12 protein-coding genes are annotated in these 15,817 nt (G+C 50.3%); 6 read left to right on the forward strand and 6 right to left on the reverse strand.

Translation table 11 applies throughout. From position 1 onward, the window contains the following. The first annotated feature begins 132 nt into the window (after positions 1-132). On the forward strand, positions 133-1,311 hold the full coding sequence (locus AB4111_RS20700) for a winged helix-turn-helix domain-containing protein (RefSeq protein ID WP_442033036.1): 1,179 nt from the start codon (positions 133-135) through the stop codon (positions 1,309-1,311). 69 nt (positions 1,312-1,380) lie between these two features. Continuing rightward, entirely contained in the window at positions 1,381-2,727 is a 1,347-nt protein-coding gene (locus AB4111_RS20705; RefSeq protein WP_442033037.1) for an MFS transporter, read from the forward strand. Positions 2,728-2,849: 122 nt separating this feature from the next. Here AB4111_RS20705 and AB4111_RS20710 read toward each other — a convergent pair whose 3' ends face one another. The 5 genes from AB4111_RS20710 to AB4111_RS20730 all read right to left on the reverse strand — a co-directional run bounded on the left by AB4111_RS20710 (position 2,850) and on the right by AB4111_RS20730 (position 7,676). Further along, a complete protein-coding gene (locus tag AB4111_RS20710) occupies positions 2,850-3,050 on the reverse strand; it encodes a hypothetical protein (protein WP_307541435.1) in 201 nt (66 codons plus the stop codon). A 133-nt stretch (positions 3,051-3,183) separates the two neighbouring features. Continuing rightward, positions 3,184-3,855, reverse strand: a complete 672-nt coding sequence (locus tag AB4111_RS20715; protein ID WP_091012623.1) for a class I SAM-dependent methyltransferase — start codon at positions 3,853-3,855, stop codon at positions 3,184-3,186. Next, positions 3,852-5,393 carry a glycosyltransferase family 4 protein gene (locus AB4111_RS20720; RefSeq protein ID WP_442033038.1) on the reverse strand — a complete coding sequence of 514 codons (1,542 nt, stop codon included), beginning with the start codon at positions 5,391-5,393 and terminating at the stop codon, positions 3,852-3,854. The genes AB4111_RS20715 and AB4111_RS20720 overlap by 4 nt, the downstream gene beginning before the upstream one ends. Before the next feature lies 1 nt (position 5,394). Continuing rightward, positions 5,395-6,387: a glycosyltransferase gene (locus tag AB4111_RS20725; RefSeq protein WP_442033039.1), complete on the reverse strand. Its 993-nt coding sequence runs from the start codon at positions 6,385-6,387 to the stop codon at positions 5,395-5,397. Continuing rightward, positions 6,384-7,676, reverse strand: a complete 1,293-nt coding sequence (locus AB4111_RS20730; protein ID WP_442033040.1) for a tetratricopeptide repeat protein — start codon at positions 7,674-7,676, stop codon at positions 6,384-6,386. Before AB4111_RS20730 ends, AB4111_RS20725 begins: the two co-directional genes overlap by 4 nt. Positions 7,677-8,183: 507 nt before the next feature. Here AB4111_RS20730 and AB4111_RS20735 point away from each other — a divergent pair. From AB4111_RS20735 to cydC, 4 genes are read left to right on the forward strand one after another with little or no spacing between them, the layout of a single operon-like run. Beyond that, positions 8,184-9,599, forward strand: coding sequence for a cytochrome ubiquinol oxidase subunit I (locus AB4111_RS20735; RefSeq protein ID WP_442033041.1), 1,416 nt, complete (start codon positions 8,184-8,186; stop codon positions 9,597-9,599). Continuing rightward, on the forward strand, positions 9,544-10,599 hold the full coding sequence (gene cydB / locus AB4111_RS20740) for a cytochrome d ubiquinol oxidase subunit II (protein ID WP_442033042.1): 1,056 nt from the start codon (positions 9,544-9,546) through the stop codon (positions 10,597-10,599). The genes AB4111_RS20735 and cydB overlap by 56 nt, the downstream gene beginning before the upstream one ends. Before the next feature lies 1 nt (position 10,600). Further along, positions 10,601-12,508, forward strand: a complete 1,908-nt coding sequence (cydD, locus tag AB4111_RS20745) for a thiol reductant ABC exporter subunit CydD (RefSeq protein ID WP_442033043.1) — start codon at positions 10,601-10,603, stop codon at positions 12,506-12,508. Between the two features lies 1 nt (position 12,509). Further along, positions 12,510-14,447, forward strand: a complete 1,938-nt coding sequence (gene cydC / locus AB4111_RS20750; protein WP_442033044.1) for a thiol reductant ABC exporter subunit CydC — start codon at positions 12,510-12,512, stop codon at positions 14,445-14,447. Positions 14,448-14,554: 107 nt separating this feature from the next. Here the strand turns inward: cydC and AB4111_RS20755 are convergent, their stop codons facing one another. Then, a complete protein-coding gene (locus tag AB4111_RS20755; protein WP_145325010.1) occupies positions 14,555-15,514 on the reverse strand; it encodes an MraY family glycosyltransferase in 960 nt (319 codons plus the stop codon). Between the last annotated feature and the right edge of the window lie 303 nt (positions 15,515-15,817).

Below are 15,817 nucleotides of genomic sequence, written 5' to 3' on the forward strand. Positions count from 1 at the left end.
AATAACTTGTTCCAAGAATAAGCATTTCGTACTATAACAAGCTCTTTATAACAGAAACCTTTTGCGTTCTCGCAAAGGGTTTTTGTGGTATGTTGAAAACACGATGAGAAGAATACATGGGAGGAACCAGGCATGTCTTTACAATTGGATGAAGGGACATACACCGTAACCCGGCGTACGGATTCCATTCGCCTGCTGGCGAAGGAATTTGCACTTTTTCATTTTTTATATGAGAACAAGGATAAAGTCTTCACGCGCAGCCAACTGTTGGACCGGGTATGGCCGCTGGAGTATCCAGTTGAACGCACGGTGGATGATCATATCTATCGGCTGCGCAAGAAATTAAAACGTTGGGATGAGATTAGTCTGGATACAGTACGGGGATACGGATATCGGCTTACGGTGCAAGAGAACAAGTCCGTTCTACCCGCCAGCCCTTCTGCTCAGGACCCTGAAATGCAGGAAGTCATTCACGGATTACTTCGTAAATATCACTTGTTTGGGCAGGGAAATGCCATACAGACCCTGGTTCAACAGCAGGAAGCACTCGGCATTCAGATTGTCCCTTATTATCAGTTGTATATTCATTTTATACAGGGCGATCTGGAATGGCTGATTACAACGAAGGAAATTTCTTTTGAGGAGCGCGTATACTGGTTATTAATTTTTGTCCACTCGCTAATTGAACCATCAGAAAGCTTACCCTTGTATGAGCAAGCATTGAATTCATCTGCATTATCTGCGGAACAGCTTCGAGAACTCCGCATTTTGAACATCATTGAACTCTATGCAGAGGTAGGTCAATACGAGCGTGCCCGGATGCAACTGGAGGAGACGTATCGTGTGATAGAGACAGATGAGCTCAAGAATTTCAGACTGCCGGTAGCCCTTGCAGCGTTATACGTGGAACTGTGGAGTGGCAGCGGTGAAGCTGTTGAGGCTCAAATGGCAGTGCTACGAGCAGGATTGAAGGATGCCCCCTATCTGCGGGAGATCGGACGTTTTCAGGTGATGGAGGGGTTGTGGTTGCTTCGGCAAGGGCGAGTGCGTGAAGCGGAACTTAGAATGGATGACGGTCTGGACGTGTTGAAAATGTCGCTGAATGCACCGCTATATCTGAATGCTGCATATCAGATTCTCCTGTTCATGGATCAACATCGAATTGAAGGCAGACTGCACAGTAAATATCGTCAAGTGTACGCAGAGATCGGTAAAAATTATGGTGTTCCCACCTATAAACAACGAATTGTAGATGAAATACGTAAATTTTTATCCCCTATCTCCCCATCCTCTGATCTTCCTCTGATATAACCCTCTTATGATTACAGCCAAGGAACATACAGACCGCACACGGCTGTAATCAAGGGAGGAAGTACACGTATGACCGTCAACTCAAATGAACCCACATCCAATGAATCCACCGAATCGCCCGCCTCATCTGCACAATCTTCCAAAAGCTTATGGACTAACCTCCGGTTTGTCCGCATGTTTATTGCATACTCGCTAGCTACGTTTGGAGATTGGTTCGATGCACTTGCCATACAGGTGATGGTGGCTTACCGCTGGGGTGCTGATCCGCTGATTATTGCACTTATTCCTGTATGTATGGCTGTCCCGGGTATACTGCTTGGCTCCTTTGCAGGTGCTCTGGCTGATCGACTGCACAAAGTGAAAATCATGATTTTGTGTGATGTAATCACCGTGGGATTAACCGTTGCTATTTTATTCGCACCAAGCCCGGCATGGTTGCTTCCACTGCTCGCTCTGCGTGCCATGATGGGAGTGTTCCACGTTCCAGCTCAGCAGGCGTTAACCCGTCAGGTGGTGGCAGAGGAGCATCTGTTTCAGGCATCGTCCCTAAACGCTTTTGTCAGTCAGTGTTCGAAAGTAGCGGGACCACTTCTGGGTGCAGTCATTTTGGTCTTCTTTTCACCACAAATCTGTATTGTCATTAATGCCTGTACCCGCCTGTTGTCAGGTGCGGTATTATGGCCCTTGCGGCGTTTGGTGGAGAAGTCGGAGTCCGTTGAATCAGACGGAAGTGCTACTAATGAAAAGGATGGATCGGAATCTTTGTTCTCCCAGTGGAAGCAAGGCTGGCGTTTTATACGGAGCAGTCGCACCGTGCTGAGTACGATTTTGTTCGGCTGTTTTGGGCTCATGGCCATTCTCATGATTGATTATCAGTTTACGACCCTGTTCAGGGAGATCAAGCCAGGTAATGAATCACTGCTCGGCTGGTTGGGGTCGTCGGCAGGAGCCGGGGCAGTCGTCATCATTTTGTTGTTAAATCGCTTGCCGAGAATTGGGTATGGGTGGGGACTGGGTGGAGGATATCTGTTCGTGGGTGCCGGAATCGCTGCGCTGGGGTGGATCGGCCCACAAACACCTGAAATTTGGGTCATTATCTGGGGCCTCTGCATTGGGCTGGGCAATGGACTCTTTATGGTAACACTGAATTATTTGCTGCAAAAGGAAACCCCTCCTGCCTATGTAGGGCGCGTCTTTGGCATTCAAAGTTCACTATCTAGTGTTGTACTGGTTGTAGCGCCACTTGCAGGTGGAGCGCTCATTCGAGTTGCGGGTCCGAGCCCCACCTTTCAATATATCGGTCTCGCTACGCTGGCGATTGGTTTTGCTGGCATACTGCTGCAACGCATCTTGTGGGAGGGAAAGCAACCTCTCATATCGGAAGCAAAAGAGACTATTCCGCAGGAATCGGTCTGACAGCCTTGTCCGGACAACATTTTTTATCATCATTGCATCTACTATAAAACGAACAGCCGCTTCCGATATTCATTCGAAGGCGGTTGTTTGCACGTTGCATTTGTTATACATCGTTGAACGAATTATACTTCCCACCAAGCAAAATAAGCAGTGGAGGCCATTAGTCCTCCAACTGAAAGTGATCCGCTAACAGTCAGATTGATAGCCTGATCTGGAGGAACGACGTATCTTCCAGATTCATTGGATAGAAAAGGACCTGCTGCAAGCCCTGTCGCCTCGTGGCGTGCTGGCGTTGCCCGCAGCGCCTTCCTTCTGCGGAACACTGCGGGCTGCTTGCGCTATGCGGCATGCCGGACGGCGCACAGCAGCCCCATTTAGACGAAGTGCCCGCCCCGGAGCGCACGGTTCACGCGCTCTTTTCCACTCTGCACTTAACTCAAAGCAACCCAATTAGTCTCAACCTTTGCATATCACCGCTCGAAAACAGCGGATCGGCGTGCCGTACATGTCAGACCAGATGGCATCGTCCGGCTCTACCACATTTAGCTTATCTTCAATGGTTAATCCGGTGACAGCCATGATTGTCTCCAGCAGATCAGGCCGCATCTCGGGTACATCGAAAGTAGCGATTAACTGGCCGTTTGGTTTCAGCACCCGAGCGAATTCACGAAACGCCCGCAGCATCGTGCCCGTATCCAGATGCTCCAGTACAGAGATACAGAACACCCGATCAAACTTACCCGACTCATACGGAAGCTGGGCCAGATTAGCCTTTGCGCGCTGCAATCGGACGAGAGTTGATTCCGGCAGATCATGGGCGGCCTGCTCGCCAAAATCAGAAACAATATCCAGTCTTATCGCCTCTTCAGACAAAATGCGTTCATCCCAATCGCAGGCGTGAACCTCACGGCAGTGTTCGGCAAGCCAGAATTTGAACGGATGGGAGATGCCGCAGGCTGCATCAAGGACCACATCGTCTGGACGTGCAAACCGCCGGGCCCATTCATATTCGTAGGGACGGCTCCACCATGCCGGATGCAGGGGGAAGACCAATGTGTCCGTTTTAGGGTCACTTTGCCTAATGTATCTTGATTCCATGAATTCCGGTGCCTTGGGCGTATCCATCATCCCCGAATTCCCTCCTTTAATCCTGTCTCTGCCAAAAAAGATTCCAACACCGTGCTCCACCGGCTCCGCCACCTGGCAAGATCATAGGACAGTGCAGTCTCGCGCGCATAGATTCCCAGTCGTTCTCGCTCGGCCCGATCCTGTACGAGACGAACCAGAGCAGCGGTTAGTTCCTGCTCACCAGGAGGTACCAATAGCCCGTTAAAACCATCCTGAATCAGATCATTCAATCCGCCAACATTGGAGGCAATCACCGGAAGTCCACAGCTCATCGCTTCCAGACAGGCATAGGAGGTACCCTCCGAGAATATTGTTGGAATTACGGCGATATCTGCCTGATGGTAGGCCTCCCGAATATCCCGGAAATCATACGTGCGCTGGTTAATTCGCTCCGCATGTGGATGAGTACGATGCCAATAACGAAAGGCTCTCCCGACCGTACTTCCTTCAACCAGTTCCCCGGCAAATTCAATCTCCAGATCCGGAAAAGCCCCCAGCAGCTTATCTGCTGCCAGCATCATTGGAATAATGCCCCGTTCCATGCTGATTCGACGCGGATATATAATGCGAATTGGGCGGGGAGAGGTCAAGCGGACATCCATAGTTTTCTGTTCAACCTGTTCCTGAGTCAGACCATTAATCTGATATTCAGCATCTGCTGCTATTACAATATCCGTAGCCCAATCCGTTGAATTCAGGTGGTTACGAGCAACCGTATACGATTCGCCATGTACCTCGGCTTTTTCCAGTTTTGATAACTCCAAATGGAGATCTACCGCTCCCTTCTCCTCTCGTTCTTGATCGCTAGCTGTATCCCCACCTCCATCTCCGTTAGCCTTCCCATTGTACGCTCCATCACCACTCGGTCCACCCTTGCTTTCCACAGCTTTCATCCCTGATATAACTGCACCGGCATTCTCCTCATGACTCGCCAGATCGGTCTTCCATGCGGCAAGCCATTCGTCTTCCTGTTCCTGCTCGAAGGTTCGTGTTGGCGGGGCAGGTATGAAATAGGACGTATCCACTGCATTGGGAATCAGGACGACCTGCCTTGGATCGGTATAGGTGCACGCAGCCCGGCAAAAGGTCTGGAAATGGGAATCCACGGATACAATGCGCACGAGTCCATCCAGAGCCAATTGAATATGTTCCGCCACTTGTTGTTTGGTCTCCAGTGGCAGTCCGGGACGATCCCAGTTAATGCCGTGACAGATACCTAGACTACCCGGCTTGTAGGTGATGGGTTGCCACAGACAGCTTGCATAGATCACTGGGCCGCGCGCCGCTGCTGCCATTCGATCAAAGGCTTCCGGTACATTATCCATATCGTACGAATAACCGAATACGTCAATTTGCTCCGTCCGGGTCTGGAATGCTTCAAAATAGGACAGTTGATGAACCTCGGGAGTATGTCCGAGTCCACGGATGACACTGCACAGATCCAGAATATATCGCTCCAGCCCACCACCAAATACTCGACCAAATTCCCGGTTATACCCGTCGGTGAAGCTATGCGTCAGAATACTCACCACGCCCATCTCACGGTCCCTCCTTCCAGGGAATCAGCCGAGGTTCCGGATCGAGAATCGACTCGTAATGTGCAAGATTGCCCCACTCACCGCTAGGATCAATGCGCTTGTAACGCAAATATTTACGAACCCGGTCCTCCAGACTGCCTGCCCAGCCGAGATGCTGAACCTTCAGTTCTGTGCTGACTCCAGGCAATACGGTGCAGGACAAGGGAAGACGGGGAACATGATGATTCTGTTGTGGATAAAAATAAGGATATCCAGGCATATAACGTACAAGTGAAGCGGTATGCCGCTTGTGCAGACACCAGAGATCATCTTCCCGGTAATGGGTCCGGCCACCCCACATATCGTAGAAACGGAATGCAAACCAGTCTGCATACTCCTGATTAATCAGCGTGCGTATGGCTTTCTTGGCCTCTGTGCTGTACAGCTCATCCGCATCAACCGAGAGCAACCAGTCGGGACGTGTTCCCGCCGCCGCTTGCCATAAAGTGTTGCGAAGTCGCCATTCCTCGGCGAACAGTGGTTTCTCCAATACCTCCAGACGGACCACCTTCGGATAGGCTTTGCATAGATCCGGGGTTCCGTCTGTGCTGGCATCGTCCACAATCACGATCTCATCCACGAACTCACTGAGATCATGCAATACTTCTTCAAGGTATCGGCCGCGTTCATTGCGAACCTGCAGCATGGCGGTCAGCTTGTTGCCTTTGCTTTTGCGAACCCGACGAATGGAGAAGGGCTCTTTGAATACACTTGTTTCTTCTTGTGTTACAGCATCCTTTTCTCCGGGACCTTTAGAATCGCCCCAGTGATGCACTTGGCTTCGGATATCCTGCGTTTGTGGTGCGTGATCCGGCGTGTGATCTCCATTTTCCAATGCGTCTGTATGTGTCCGATCGACTGTTTCGGTTGGCGTGTAAGTGGTTTCGGTTCGGATATCCCTGTGCACCATTGGCCCATTCAACTGTTGTCTACGTTTCTTCGGGTCCAGCATCATGGCACCTCCCCAAGCAATTGCTGTACAGCATGATCCAACAACTCCAGCTCGACAATCCGGGCGAGGGCATCTTCATCCTCCAGTGCCGTTTCGAGAAAATGTCTGACTGCCCCGTGTCTATCTCCTCGCAGAGCCAGGGCACTTCCGGATAATTGCTGATAATCTTGGCGACTGGCATCATCCTGAATATCGACTGCATGCACCAGAGCCAGTGCCTCTTCCACGCGTCCTGTCTCCTGATAAATGCGGAATTTCCAATGTCTCGCGGTTTCTCCGCCAAGTTCGTCCAGGATGCGCAGCGCGGTTCCGTAATCATCGTTCATACGCAATAATTCCGCTCGTACAAGTTGATCTTCTCCTGCCTCCAACCAGCGACATAGCTGTTCATAATGATGTCGTTCCTGTTCGTCGGCTGCACTAATTCCATACACCCGCAGGGCGTCCTCCAACTGTCCGGCCCGGGCATGAATGGCAGACAGGAATCTATAGTGGGAGACTACACAGTCACTGCGACCATTCAAGACGGCATGGGAGAATGCCTCTTGAAGTGAATTGATAGCCCGAGGATCTTCAAGCAAGTACTCATAAGCTGCCAGCAAAAAGGATATGGTCTCATGTGCACCTGCTTTGGCTCGAAGCTGGCGATAGAAGTCGGCACGTACACTGCATTGAAGCAGGGTGACGCTATCCGGAGTGCCTGACAGGATCTGCCGCAGCGCATGCAGGAAGAACAGTTCGTAGTCCCGGAGAGGGACTTCGAGATCATCCTTTTGCATCGAACCCGCGGGTGAAGGATCTTCGCCTCCCAGCCAGATGGCGCGTACGCCTTGGAATAACAGCTTCATATATCGTGTTTCTGAGGATGTACCTACCAGATCGGCGATGCCCACCAGTTTGGAAATACTGCTCTCCCACAGGGGGGAAGATGCTTCGTCTCCGACAGGCTCAGGGAGCAGGGCAATACATAGCTCCGGTTCCAGCGAAGCTGCAGCCATGAGCCAGTAGGGATGAGTAACCACTGCCACGGTGCGGGGTTCCAGCAATAGCTGTTCGGCTTCAGATAGGGAGATCACGGTGATAACCGCAGGTACATCCTCTGTTTGCGTCAGACTGCTGACATAGTAGACCTCGCCCTCGATCGACAGCAGTGCAGCAATATCGGGATAGGGGAAGGATGACCATCCTCCTTTGCGAGGGAAGAGAACATATCGTACAGGGGGCTGTGCTGCGCTGGCCTTATCCGGGCTGGCTTCGGAGTCTTCACCTGGTAACGGCGCAGGTTTTTCCATGAATCGCTCACCTCACCTTGACTGTAATATGGAGCGTCCTTCGCTATGCATGTGCTTCATGCTTCCACTTCATATGTAAAGCCATTCACGGCACTTCGCATGATATGCCTGAGACTAACATATGGGCATTCCGTCCCAAACATGAGTATCTTCCATGAATAGATGAAGTAGGCAAGCTTTTATAGAGTTTTCCTGCGCTCCGCTACCCCATTTCCAGCTGCATTCCACCTTCTCGGTTCTCGGTACTAAAAACCTCGTTTTTTGAATCTGCACTAAAGCAGCTAAAAGTATTATGAGATTGCTTCAAATAGGCTGAATTTTATCCTTTGTGTGACCGAGGTCACTTTTTTTTGCTCTGGAGACGAAGATTGTGATAATTCTCACATGTATAAAATAGGGAATCTGGCACAATACGTTCATCAACGTATTTGGCGGACAGACAGCGAAGGTGCAGCTTCAATGCCAAATACGCATACTGCGAAGTGAACAGAAAGAAGGGGTAACGGTATGGATCCGATTATGTTATCGCGTATCCAATATGCACTTACAACGATCTTCCATTTCTTTTTTGTCCCGCTATCCATCGGTCTTGTACTGTTGGTTGCGATCATGGAGACGTTGTATGTTGTTAAGGGGAAGGAAATCTACAAAACGATGGCCAAGTTCTGGGGCAAGCTGTTCCTGATTAACTTTGCCGTTGGGGTTGTCACAGGTATTCTGCAAGAATTCCAGTTCGGCATGAACTGGTCAGAGTACTCTCGGTTCGTGGGGGACGTGTTTGGTGCGCCACTGGCGGTTGAAGCGTTACTCGCGTTTTTTATGGAGTCTACATTTATTGGGTTGTGGATATTCGGATGGGATCGTTTGTCCAAAAAAGTGCATCTGGCCTGTATCTGGCTGGTGTTTGTAGGCACATTCCTTTCCGCACTGTGGATTCTGGCAGCCAATTCATTTATGCAGCATCCGGTCGGGTTTGAGATTAACAACGGCCGAGCCGAGATGAATGATTTCTTTGCACTGATCACGAATGGTCAGCTTCTCGTTGAGTTTCCACATACAATCTTTGGAGCATTGATGACAGGGGCCTTTGTTGTCACCGGGATCAGTGCTTACAAATTGATGAATAAGCAGGATGTGGAAATCTTCCGTAAATCGTTTAATATTGCGATCATCATTGGACTCGTTTCTTCATTGGGTGTAGCTTTCTCCGGGCATTTCCAGGCACAATATCTGGTGGAGACACAGCCGATGAAGATGGCAGCCAGTGAAGGCACATGGACGACGACAGAAGATCCGGCACCATGGACGGTGGTTGCTTTTATCGACCCGGATAAACAGGAGAATACCGGTGAGATCAAAATCCCTGGATTGCTCAGTTACCTGTCCTACAGCAAGTTCTCCGGCAGTGTCACAGGTATGAAGGAGCTTCAAGCCGAGTATGAGCAGACGTATGGACCGGGGAATTACATCCCGCCGGTACGAACAACATTCTGGAGTTTCCGCATTATGATCGCAGCAGGTGGCTTAATGATTCTGTTATCCCTATATGGTACGTTTCTGGCCATGCGCAAGAAGCTGGAAGTTGCAGGAAAGTGGTTCATGCGTCTGATGGTATTTGCTATTTCTCTGCCATTTATCGCTAATACATCTGGTTGGATCATGACCGAGGTTGGCAGACAGCCGTGGACGGTGTTTGGCTATATGACGACCGAAGCCGGTGTCTCACCGAACGTATCCGCAGGAATGATTCTGTTCTCTACCATTGCTTTTACCGCCGCGTATACGGTTCTTGGAATCGTGATGGTATACCTGTTCGTACGTGAGATCAAGGCTGGGCCATTTGCGGTCGATAAGCCGGAAGATCACGATGAATCGGCCGATCCGTTCGGCGTGGATGGAGGTTATTCCGTTGTCACTAAGTGAGTTGTGGTTTTTGCTGATTGCCGTATTGTTTGTCGGTTTCTTCTTTTTGGAAGGTTTTGATTTTGGTGTAGGGATGTCTACAGGCATTATTGCCAAAACGGATCGTGAACGCCGGACCCTGATCAACTCGATTGGTCCCTTCTGGGATGGTAACGAAGTATGGCTGATTACAGCAGGGGGCGCGATGTTTGCTGCCTTCCCGCACTGGTATGCCACGATGTTCAGTGGCTTCTACCTGCCGCTTGTGGTCGTGTTACTCGCCTTGATTGGTCGCGGGGTTGCCTTCGAATTCCGCAGTAAAATGAAACAGCAGCGCTGGCGCAAAACATGGGATATCATCATTGTAGTATCCAGCGCGCTCCTTCCTTTCCTGTTCGGCGTAGTCTTTGCTACGTTCATGAAGGGTCTGCCTATTGATGGGGAGATGCAGTTGCGTGCAGGATTCTTCGATATTGTTAATCCGTACACCGTGATTGGTGGTTTGAGTGTAACCCTGCTGTGTCTGGTTCATGGATTGCTGTTTGCCTCACTACGAACAGTCGGGGAACTCAGAGAGCGTGCCTTGAATACAGCGCAAAAATTGATGCTGCCGCTGGCTGCACTGCTCGCTGTTTATGCGTTAATGACGTATTTTATGACCGATGTATTCACCGTACGGGGCTGGGCCCTTTGGATCATGGTTGTACTTGGCGCAGTCGCGCTTGTACTTGCGGCTTACTTCGTGCGTCAGAAGCGTGAAGGTTGGGCTTTTGGTATGACTGGTGCAGTCATTGCGATTGCCTTTGCTTCGGTATTTATCGGACTGTTCCCAAGAGTGATGGTGAGTTCCTTTGGAGCGGCATATGACCTGACTGTATACAATGCAGCATCTGGTGCGTATTCCTTGAAAGTCATGACCATTGTAGCTTGCACATTGCTGCCGTTTGTTCTTGGCTATCAGATCTGGAGTTATTATATCTTCCGCAAACGTCTGAACGAGCAGCACCACCTGGAGTACTGATATGGGACGGGGGCTGCTGAAGCTGCCGGGCATCCGGCCAGTACTCGCGCTGGCATCAGCGCTGGTACTGTTACAGGCGATGACGATCATTATGCAAGCCAAATGGCTGGCACAGGCCATCACGGCATTGTTTGAAGGTTCATCCATAACGGAGCAGTACCCGGTACTGCTGTTGTTCCTGGCTGCTTTTGCCGCCCGCTACGCCCTATCCTTCTGGTTACAACTTGTGACTTCACGATATGCGGATAAGACAGGGACTGATCTGCGCAGACAGATGGTGGAGCAGTGGTTCAGACTTGGACCGCGTTATGCCAAAACGGAGGGCACAGGGCATCTGGTTACGCTGGCACGTGAGGGAACCGCTCAATACAAGACGTATCTCGAACTATTCATTCCTCGCATGCTAGGCATAGGATTCACACCCATCGTCATTTTGCTGTATGTGTTCAAGCTGGATATGATGTCCGGGGTTATTCTGATGCTGACACTACCGATCCTGATCGTGTTCATGATTCTGATTGGCCTCGCAGCCCAGCGGAAGATAGACGGACAATTCCGATCCTACAAAGCACTCGCTAACCATTTTGTTGATACCTTGCGTGGGCTGGAGACGCTAAAAACATTGGGACAGAGCAAAACGCACGAAGGCTCCATTCGGCGGGTCAGTCAGCGGTATCGGAAGGCGACGATGTCCACCCTGCGTATGGCCTTCCTTTCTTCATTTGCACTCGATTTCTTCACCATGCTGTCCGTTGCTTCCGTGGCGGTTGGTCTGGGATTACGTCTGACGGAAGGGCATATGCTGCTTGGCCCTGCGTTGACGGTACTGATTCTGGCACCCGAATATTTCCTGCCTGTACGTATGCTCGGCGCTGATTATCATGCCACATTGGACGGTAAGGAAGCCGGAGCGGCCATTAATCAGGTGATCGAACGGGGTAGAGCCGCTGAACAGAAACAGCAGGAAGGCTATGCTAATGTTGTTGCGCATACGGTTACGGCAGAGGACGAAGCGGGATCTACACCACCATTATCTTCGGGTAAAAGGAAAGCCGGCAACTCGACCATACGTGTCGTGTTGAATGATAACATGGCTGCGGTACATCCTGATCTTGATCCCGATTCTATTCCTGATTTGGATTCTTCCTTTTCCTCAATGTCCTCTTGGAATGAGAATAGTAGATTGGCACTAACGGATGTACAGGTACGGCATGAGGATGAAAGTCCTTATTCGCTAAAGGATGTCACATTTCAGATCACAGGTCTCGGCAAAATCGGTATTATTGGTGCCAGCGGAGCAGGCAAGTCCACGTTAATTGATGTATTGGCTGGATTTCAGCTGCCTACATCAGGCCAGGTATTAGCCAATGGGCAGCCTGTGACACCGGATATGCTTGAATCCTGGCGAAGACAGACGGCAGCTATCCCGCAGCATCCATATATCTTTAGTGGAAGTCTGGCCGATAACGTTCGTTTCTACATGCCGGAGGCTTCAGATTCGGAAGTCGCCAAGGCCGTTAGTGCAGCTGGATTAACCAAGTTACTGTCTTCATTATCCGGAGGGCTGAATGAGCCCATTGGGGCTGGCGGCAGACAGCTTAGTGGCGGGCAGGAGCAACGGGTGGCGCTGGCAAGGGCCCTGCTTAGTAAACGGAACATCCTGCTGCTTGATGAACCGACAGCACATCTGGATGTGGAAACAGAGTATGAACTGAAACAGACGATGCTGCCACTGTTTGAAGGCAAACTTGTATTTTTGGCTACCCATCGTCTGCACTGGATGCCGCATATGGATCGGATTATTGTTATGGATGGCGGTACGGTGGCAGAGACAGGAACACATCAGGAACTGCTGGCCAGGCAAGGTGTATATTATCAGATGATCCAGGCCCAGATGGAGGCGATATAACATGAAGTCCGGATATGAACATATGGAGACCGTCCGTAACGAAAAAGAAAAAAATAGCTGGATTGCTCCGTATGTGGCACAGTACCGCTGGAGATTCATCGCAGTCATTGCGCTAGGCACTTGTGCTGCACTGTGTGCGGTACTGCTGCTGTTTACCTCCGGATTTCTGATCTCCAAGTCTGCGCTGCGTCCTGAAAATATTCTCATGGTATATGTGCCCATTGTAGGTGTACGTGCATTTGGAATATTCCGCGCGGTGTTTCGATATATTGAACGCTTGGCAGGGCATGATGCGGTACTGCGGGTGTTGGCCGATCAACGGGTGAAGTTATATCGCATTCTGGAGCCACAGGCCCTGTTCTTGCGTTCTCGCATGCAGACCGGAGATGTACTTGGAGCACTCGCCGATGATGTGGAGCGGTTGCAGGATATTTATCTGCGTACCGTGTTTCCCGCTGTTACTGCACTTGTAATGTACGGCGGGGCTGTGATTGCTTTTGGCAGTGTGGATCTGGGATTTGCGGTGTGGATGGGCTTGTATATGTTATTTCTTGTTGCCGCGCTACCTGCGATCTCCCTGAAAGTGACGTGGAAAAGGCGCGTGCGGCTGAAAAAGGAAAACAGCAAGTTGTATACCCGTCTGACTGACGGTGTACTTGGACTGGGAGATTGGCTTGCAAGTGGACGAGCAACAGAGTTTGTTCAGCAGCAGGAAGAGGAGGAAGAACAGGTCGATGCGATTCGTCGCAAGTTGCGGCGCTGGACACGCTGGCGCGATCTGATGGCCCAGTGTGTCATTGGCTTGATGGTCGTATCAGTTACAGTATGGGCCGGAAATGCCGCTTCTGTCGGACAATTACCTGCCGTGATGATTGCTGCTTTTGTGCTGGTGTTATTTCCGCTCACGGAAACGCTTCTGCCTGTAGGGGATGCTGTGGAGCATCTGCCTCAGTACCGGGAATCGTTGGAACGGTTGAAACAGTTGGAAGGGAAAGCTTATCTTCCGAAGCAAAATGGAGCGGACCTTGCTGACGGAACAGGTGAGTCAATGTTAGTCGCGAATAAAGGCAAAATGAGGATTGGACAGCCATCAGAATCCTTACCCGCTGCAGATGATGTTCAACACAGACGAATTCGTCTGCGCATTCCGCCCAAACTAAGAGCAGACATCGAGATTAATCGCGTAAGTTATCGCTATGCACCGGATGATCCTTACGCTGTGCAGGATATCTCCCTTCATTTGCCGCAAGGCAAACGATTAGCTATCCTTGGGCGAAGTGGCGGCGGCAAATCGACCTTGTTGAAGCTCATTCAGGGGGCCTTGCTTCCGTCTGCGGGGAACGTTCTGATCAATAATTCACCTGTGCAGACGCTGGAAGAGAGTGTGCCTGATGTCATCGCAGTGCTGAATCAGAGCCCACACCTATTCGACACCACGGTAGCGAACAATCTGCGGATCGGACGTCCGCATGCAACGGATGAGGAGATCAGGCATGTGGCGGCGCAAGTGGGTTTATCCGGCCTGATCGAATCCTTGCCGCAGGGATATGATACACCGATGCTGGAGACAGGGCTGCGTTTCTCTGGCGGGGAAAGGCAACGGATTGCACTGGCCCGAGTACTGCTCCGGGAGACACCTGTTATTATATTGGATGAACCAACCGTAGGGCTTGATCCGGTGACGGAACGCGAGCTTATGCGGACTATCCTGGACAGCTTGCAAGGCAAAACGATGATCTGGGTGACCCATCACCTGATCGGTGCAGAACAGATGGACGAACTTATTTTTATGGAAAATGGACAGATTGCCATGCAGGGTTCTCACGAACAACTGCTGGCTGGGGAAGAGCGATACCGCCGTCTCATTGAACTTGATCGGCCGGGATGGACAGGGCGGCAGCAACATGAACAACCGTTGCCGCCAGCGGCTTCGAGATAAGTGTGAGCCAGTGAGCGCGAATCAGATAAACATAACAAAGAGACGAGCCAAGAAATCTTGGACTCGTCTCTTTTTCTGTTCGGGTATGACCGCTTTGTTGCGGATACTTACATCTCTACCAACATCAATATGATGGAGGAAAGGCACAGACAAGTGCTGACGAGATAGAGCACAGCAACAACCTGTTTGTGATTCAATCCGGCACGCAGCAGTCGATAATGGGCTTGACTCGCATCAGCCTGGTAGATTGCTTTACCTTGAATGAAGCGTTTGATCACGACAAAGATGTTATCGAAGATCGGTACACCGAGTGCCAGAATCGGAATGAAGATGGACAACATGGTTGCTTGTTTGAATGCACCATCCAGAGCGATAACCGCCAGAATGAAGCCGAGGAACGTTGCACCAGCATCGCCCATAAATACCTTGGCAGGAGCTTTGTTGTACTTCAGATAACCGATGGTCACACCGACCAGAATGATCGACATGAGTGCGGAATCACTTTGACCTTTGGCAAGGGCCACAATGAACAAAGTAATCGCCGAGATGGCCGATAATCCGCCGGCTAGTCCGTCCATGCCGTCCGAGAAGTTGATGACGGTGGTCACCCCGAAGATCCAGAGGATCGTGAGAATGAACTGCAGCCAGATCGGAAGCATGACATATTCCGCATTGAAGGGATTCACGAATCCGGTGAACGCTATGCCAGAAGCAAATACGAGTACTGCTGCAGAGACTTGCACGAGCATCTTGGGCAGGGCAGGAAAATCTTTGCCTTTAGTTTTGTACCAGTCATCGACGGTACCAATCGTTAGCAGAAGCATACCACCAGCGACCAGAGCCGCCGTTTCCCAAGTGATTTCTTTGGTCAAAGCAATGTATGTCAGGAAAAATCCAGTAAATATCGCGTAACTCGCCGTGAGCGGGATTGGTTGCCTGTGTAGCTTACGCTCCACATCCTCCCGAGGCTTGTCCACAAAATCGAGCCGGTGAGCCAGTCGACCAAGCGGCGGAATAAGCAAAACCACGACAGCAAAAGACACTATAAAAGCCAGTATGTATACCATAAACTCGCTTGTTTCACTCCCATCTACCCATTTCCCCTTATTATACGAGTTAAACAGGAAATCTGTCGATGTCATTATTGTAACCGATCTCTCCAAAGTAGCCAATGAGAAAGGTAGGAAAGAATACATTGATGTCTGTGAACACAGAAGTGAAAGGAAGAGTATTGGGTATGGCATCTGAGAGTTCACTTATTCTTACTGATTTTCAATAGATCACTTCTTTGGAGATGACAAAATTTGAATTTATATCCAAGAAAAATGTTGAATTATATTTGAAAGCATGAGATATTTATACAGAGAAGT

This window comes from Paenibacillus sp. 2KB_22 (assembly GCF_052115745.1).
Lineage (GTDB): Bacteria > Bacillota > Bacilli > Paenibacillales > Paenibacillaceae > Paenibacillus.

What these genes read in the sequence shown, in the direction of transcription:
- AB4111_RS20700 (WP_442033036.1), top strand. Translation starts at nt 133, where the DNA reads ATGTCTTTACAATTGGATGAAGGGACATACACCGTAACCCGGCGTACG.
- AB4111_RS20705 (WP_442033037.1), top strand. Translation starts at nt 1,381, where the DNA reads ATGACCGTCAACTCAAATGAACCCACATCCAATGAATCCACCGAATCG.
- AB4111_RS20715 (WP_091012623.1), bottom strand. Translation starts at nt 3,855, where the DNA reads ATGATGGATACGCCCAAGGCACCGGAATTCATGGAATCAAGATACATT.
- AB4111_RS20720 (WP_442033038.1), bottom strand. Translation starts at nt 5,393, where the DNA reads ATGGGCGTGGTGAGTATTCTGACGCATAGCTTCACCGACGGGTATAAC.
- AB4111_RS20725 (WP_442033039.1), bottom strand. Translation starts at nt 6,387, where the DNA reads ATGATGCTGGACCCGAAGAAACGTAGACAACAGTTGAATGGGCCAATG.
- AB4111_RS20730 (WP_442033040.1), bottom strand. Translation starts at nt 7,676, where the DNA reads ATGGAAAAACCTGCGCCGTTACCAGGTGAAGACTCCGAAGCCAGCCCG.
- AB4111_RS20735 (WP_442033041.1), top strand. Translation starts at nt 8,184, where the DNA reads ATGGATCCGATTATGTTATCGCGTATCCAATATGCACTTACAACGATC.
- cydB (WP_442033042.1), top strand. Translation starts at nt 9,544, where the DNA reads ATGAATCGGCCGATCCGTTCGGCGTGGATGGAGGTTATTCCGTTGTCA.
- cydD (WP_442033043.1), top strand. Translation starts at nt 10,601, where the DNA reads ATGGGACGGGGGCTGCTGAAGCTGCCGGGCATCCGGCCAGTACTCGCG.
- cydC (WP_442033044.1), top strand. Translation starts at nt 12,510, where the DNA reads ATGAAGTCCGGATATGAACATATGGAGACCGTCCGTAACGAAAAAGAA.
- AB4111_RS20755 (WP_145325010.1), bottom strand. Translation starts at nt 15,514, where the DNA reads ATGGTATACATACTGGCTTTTATAGTGTCTTTTGCTGTCGTGGTTTTG.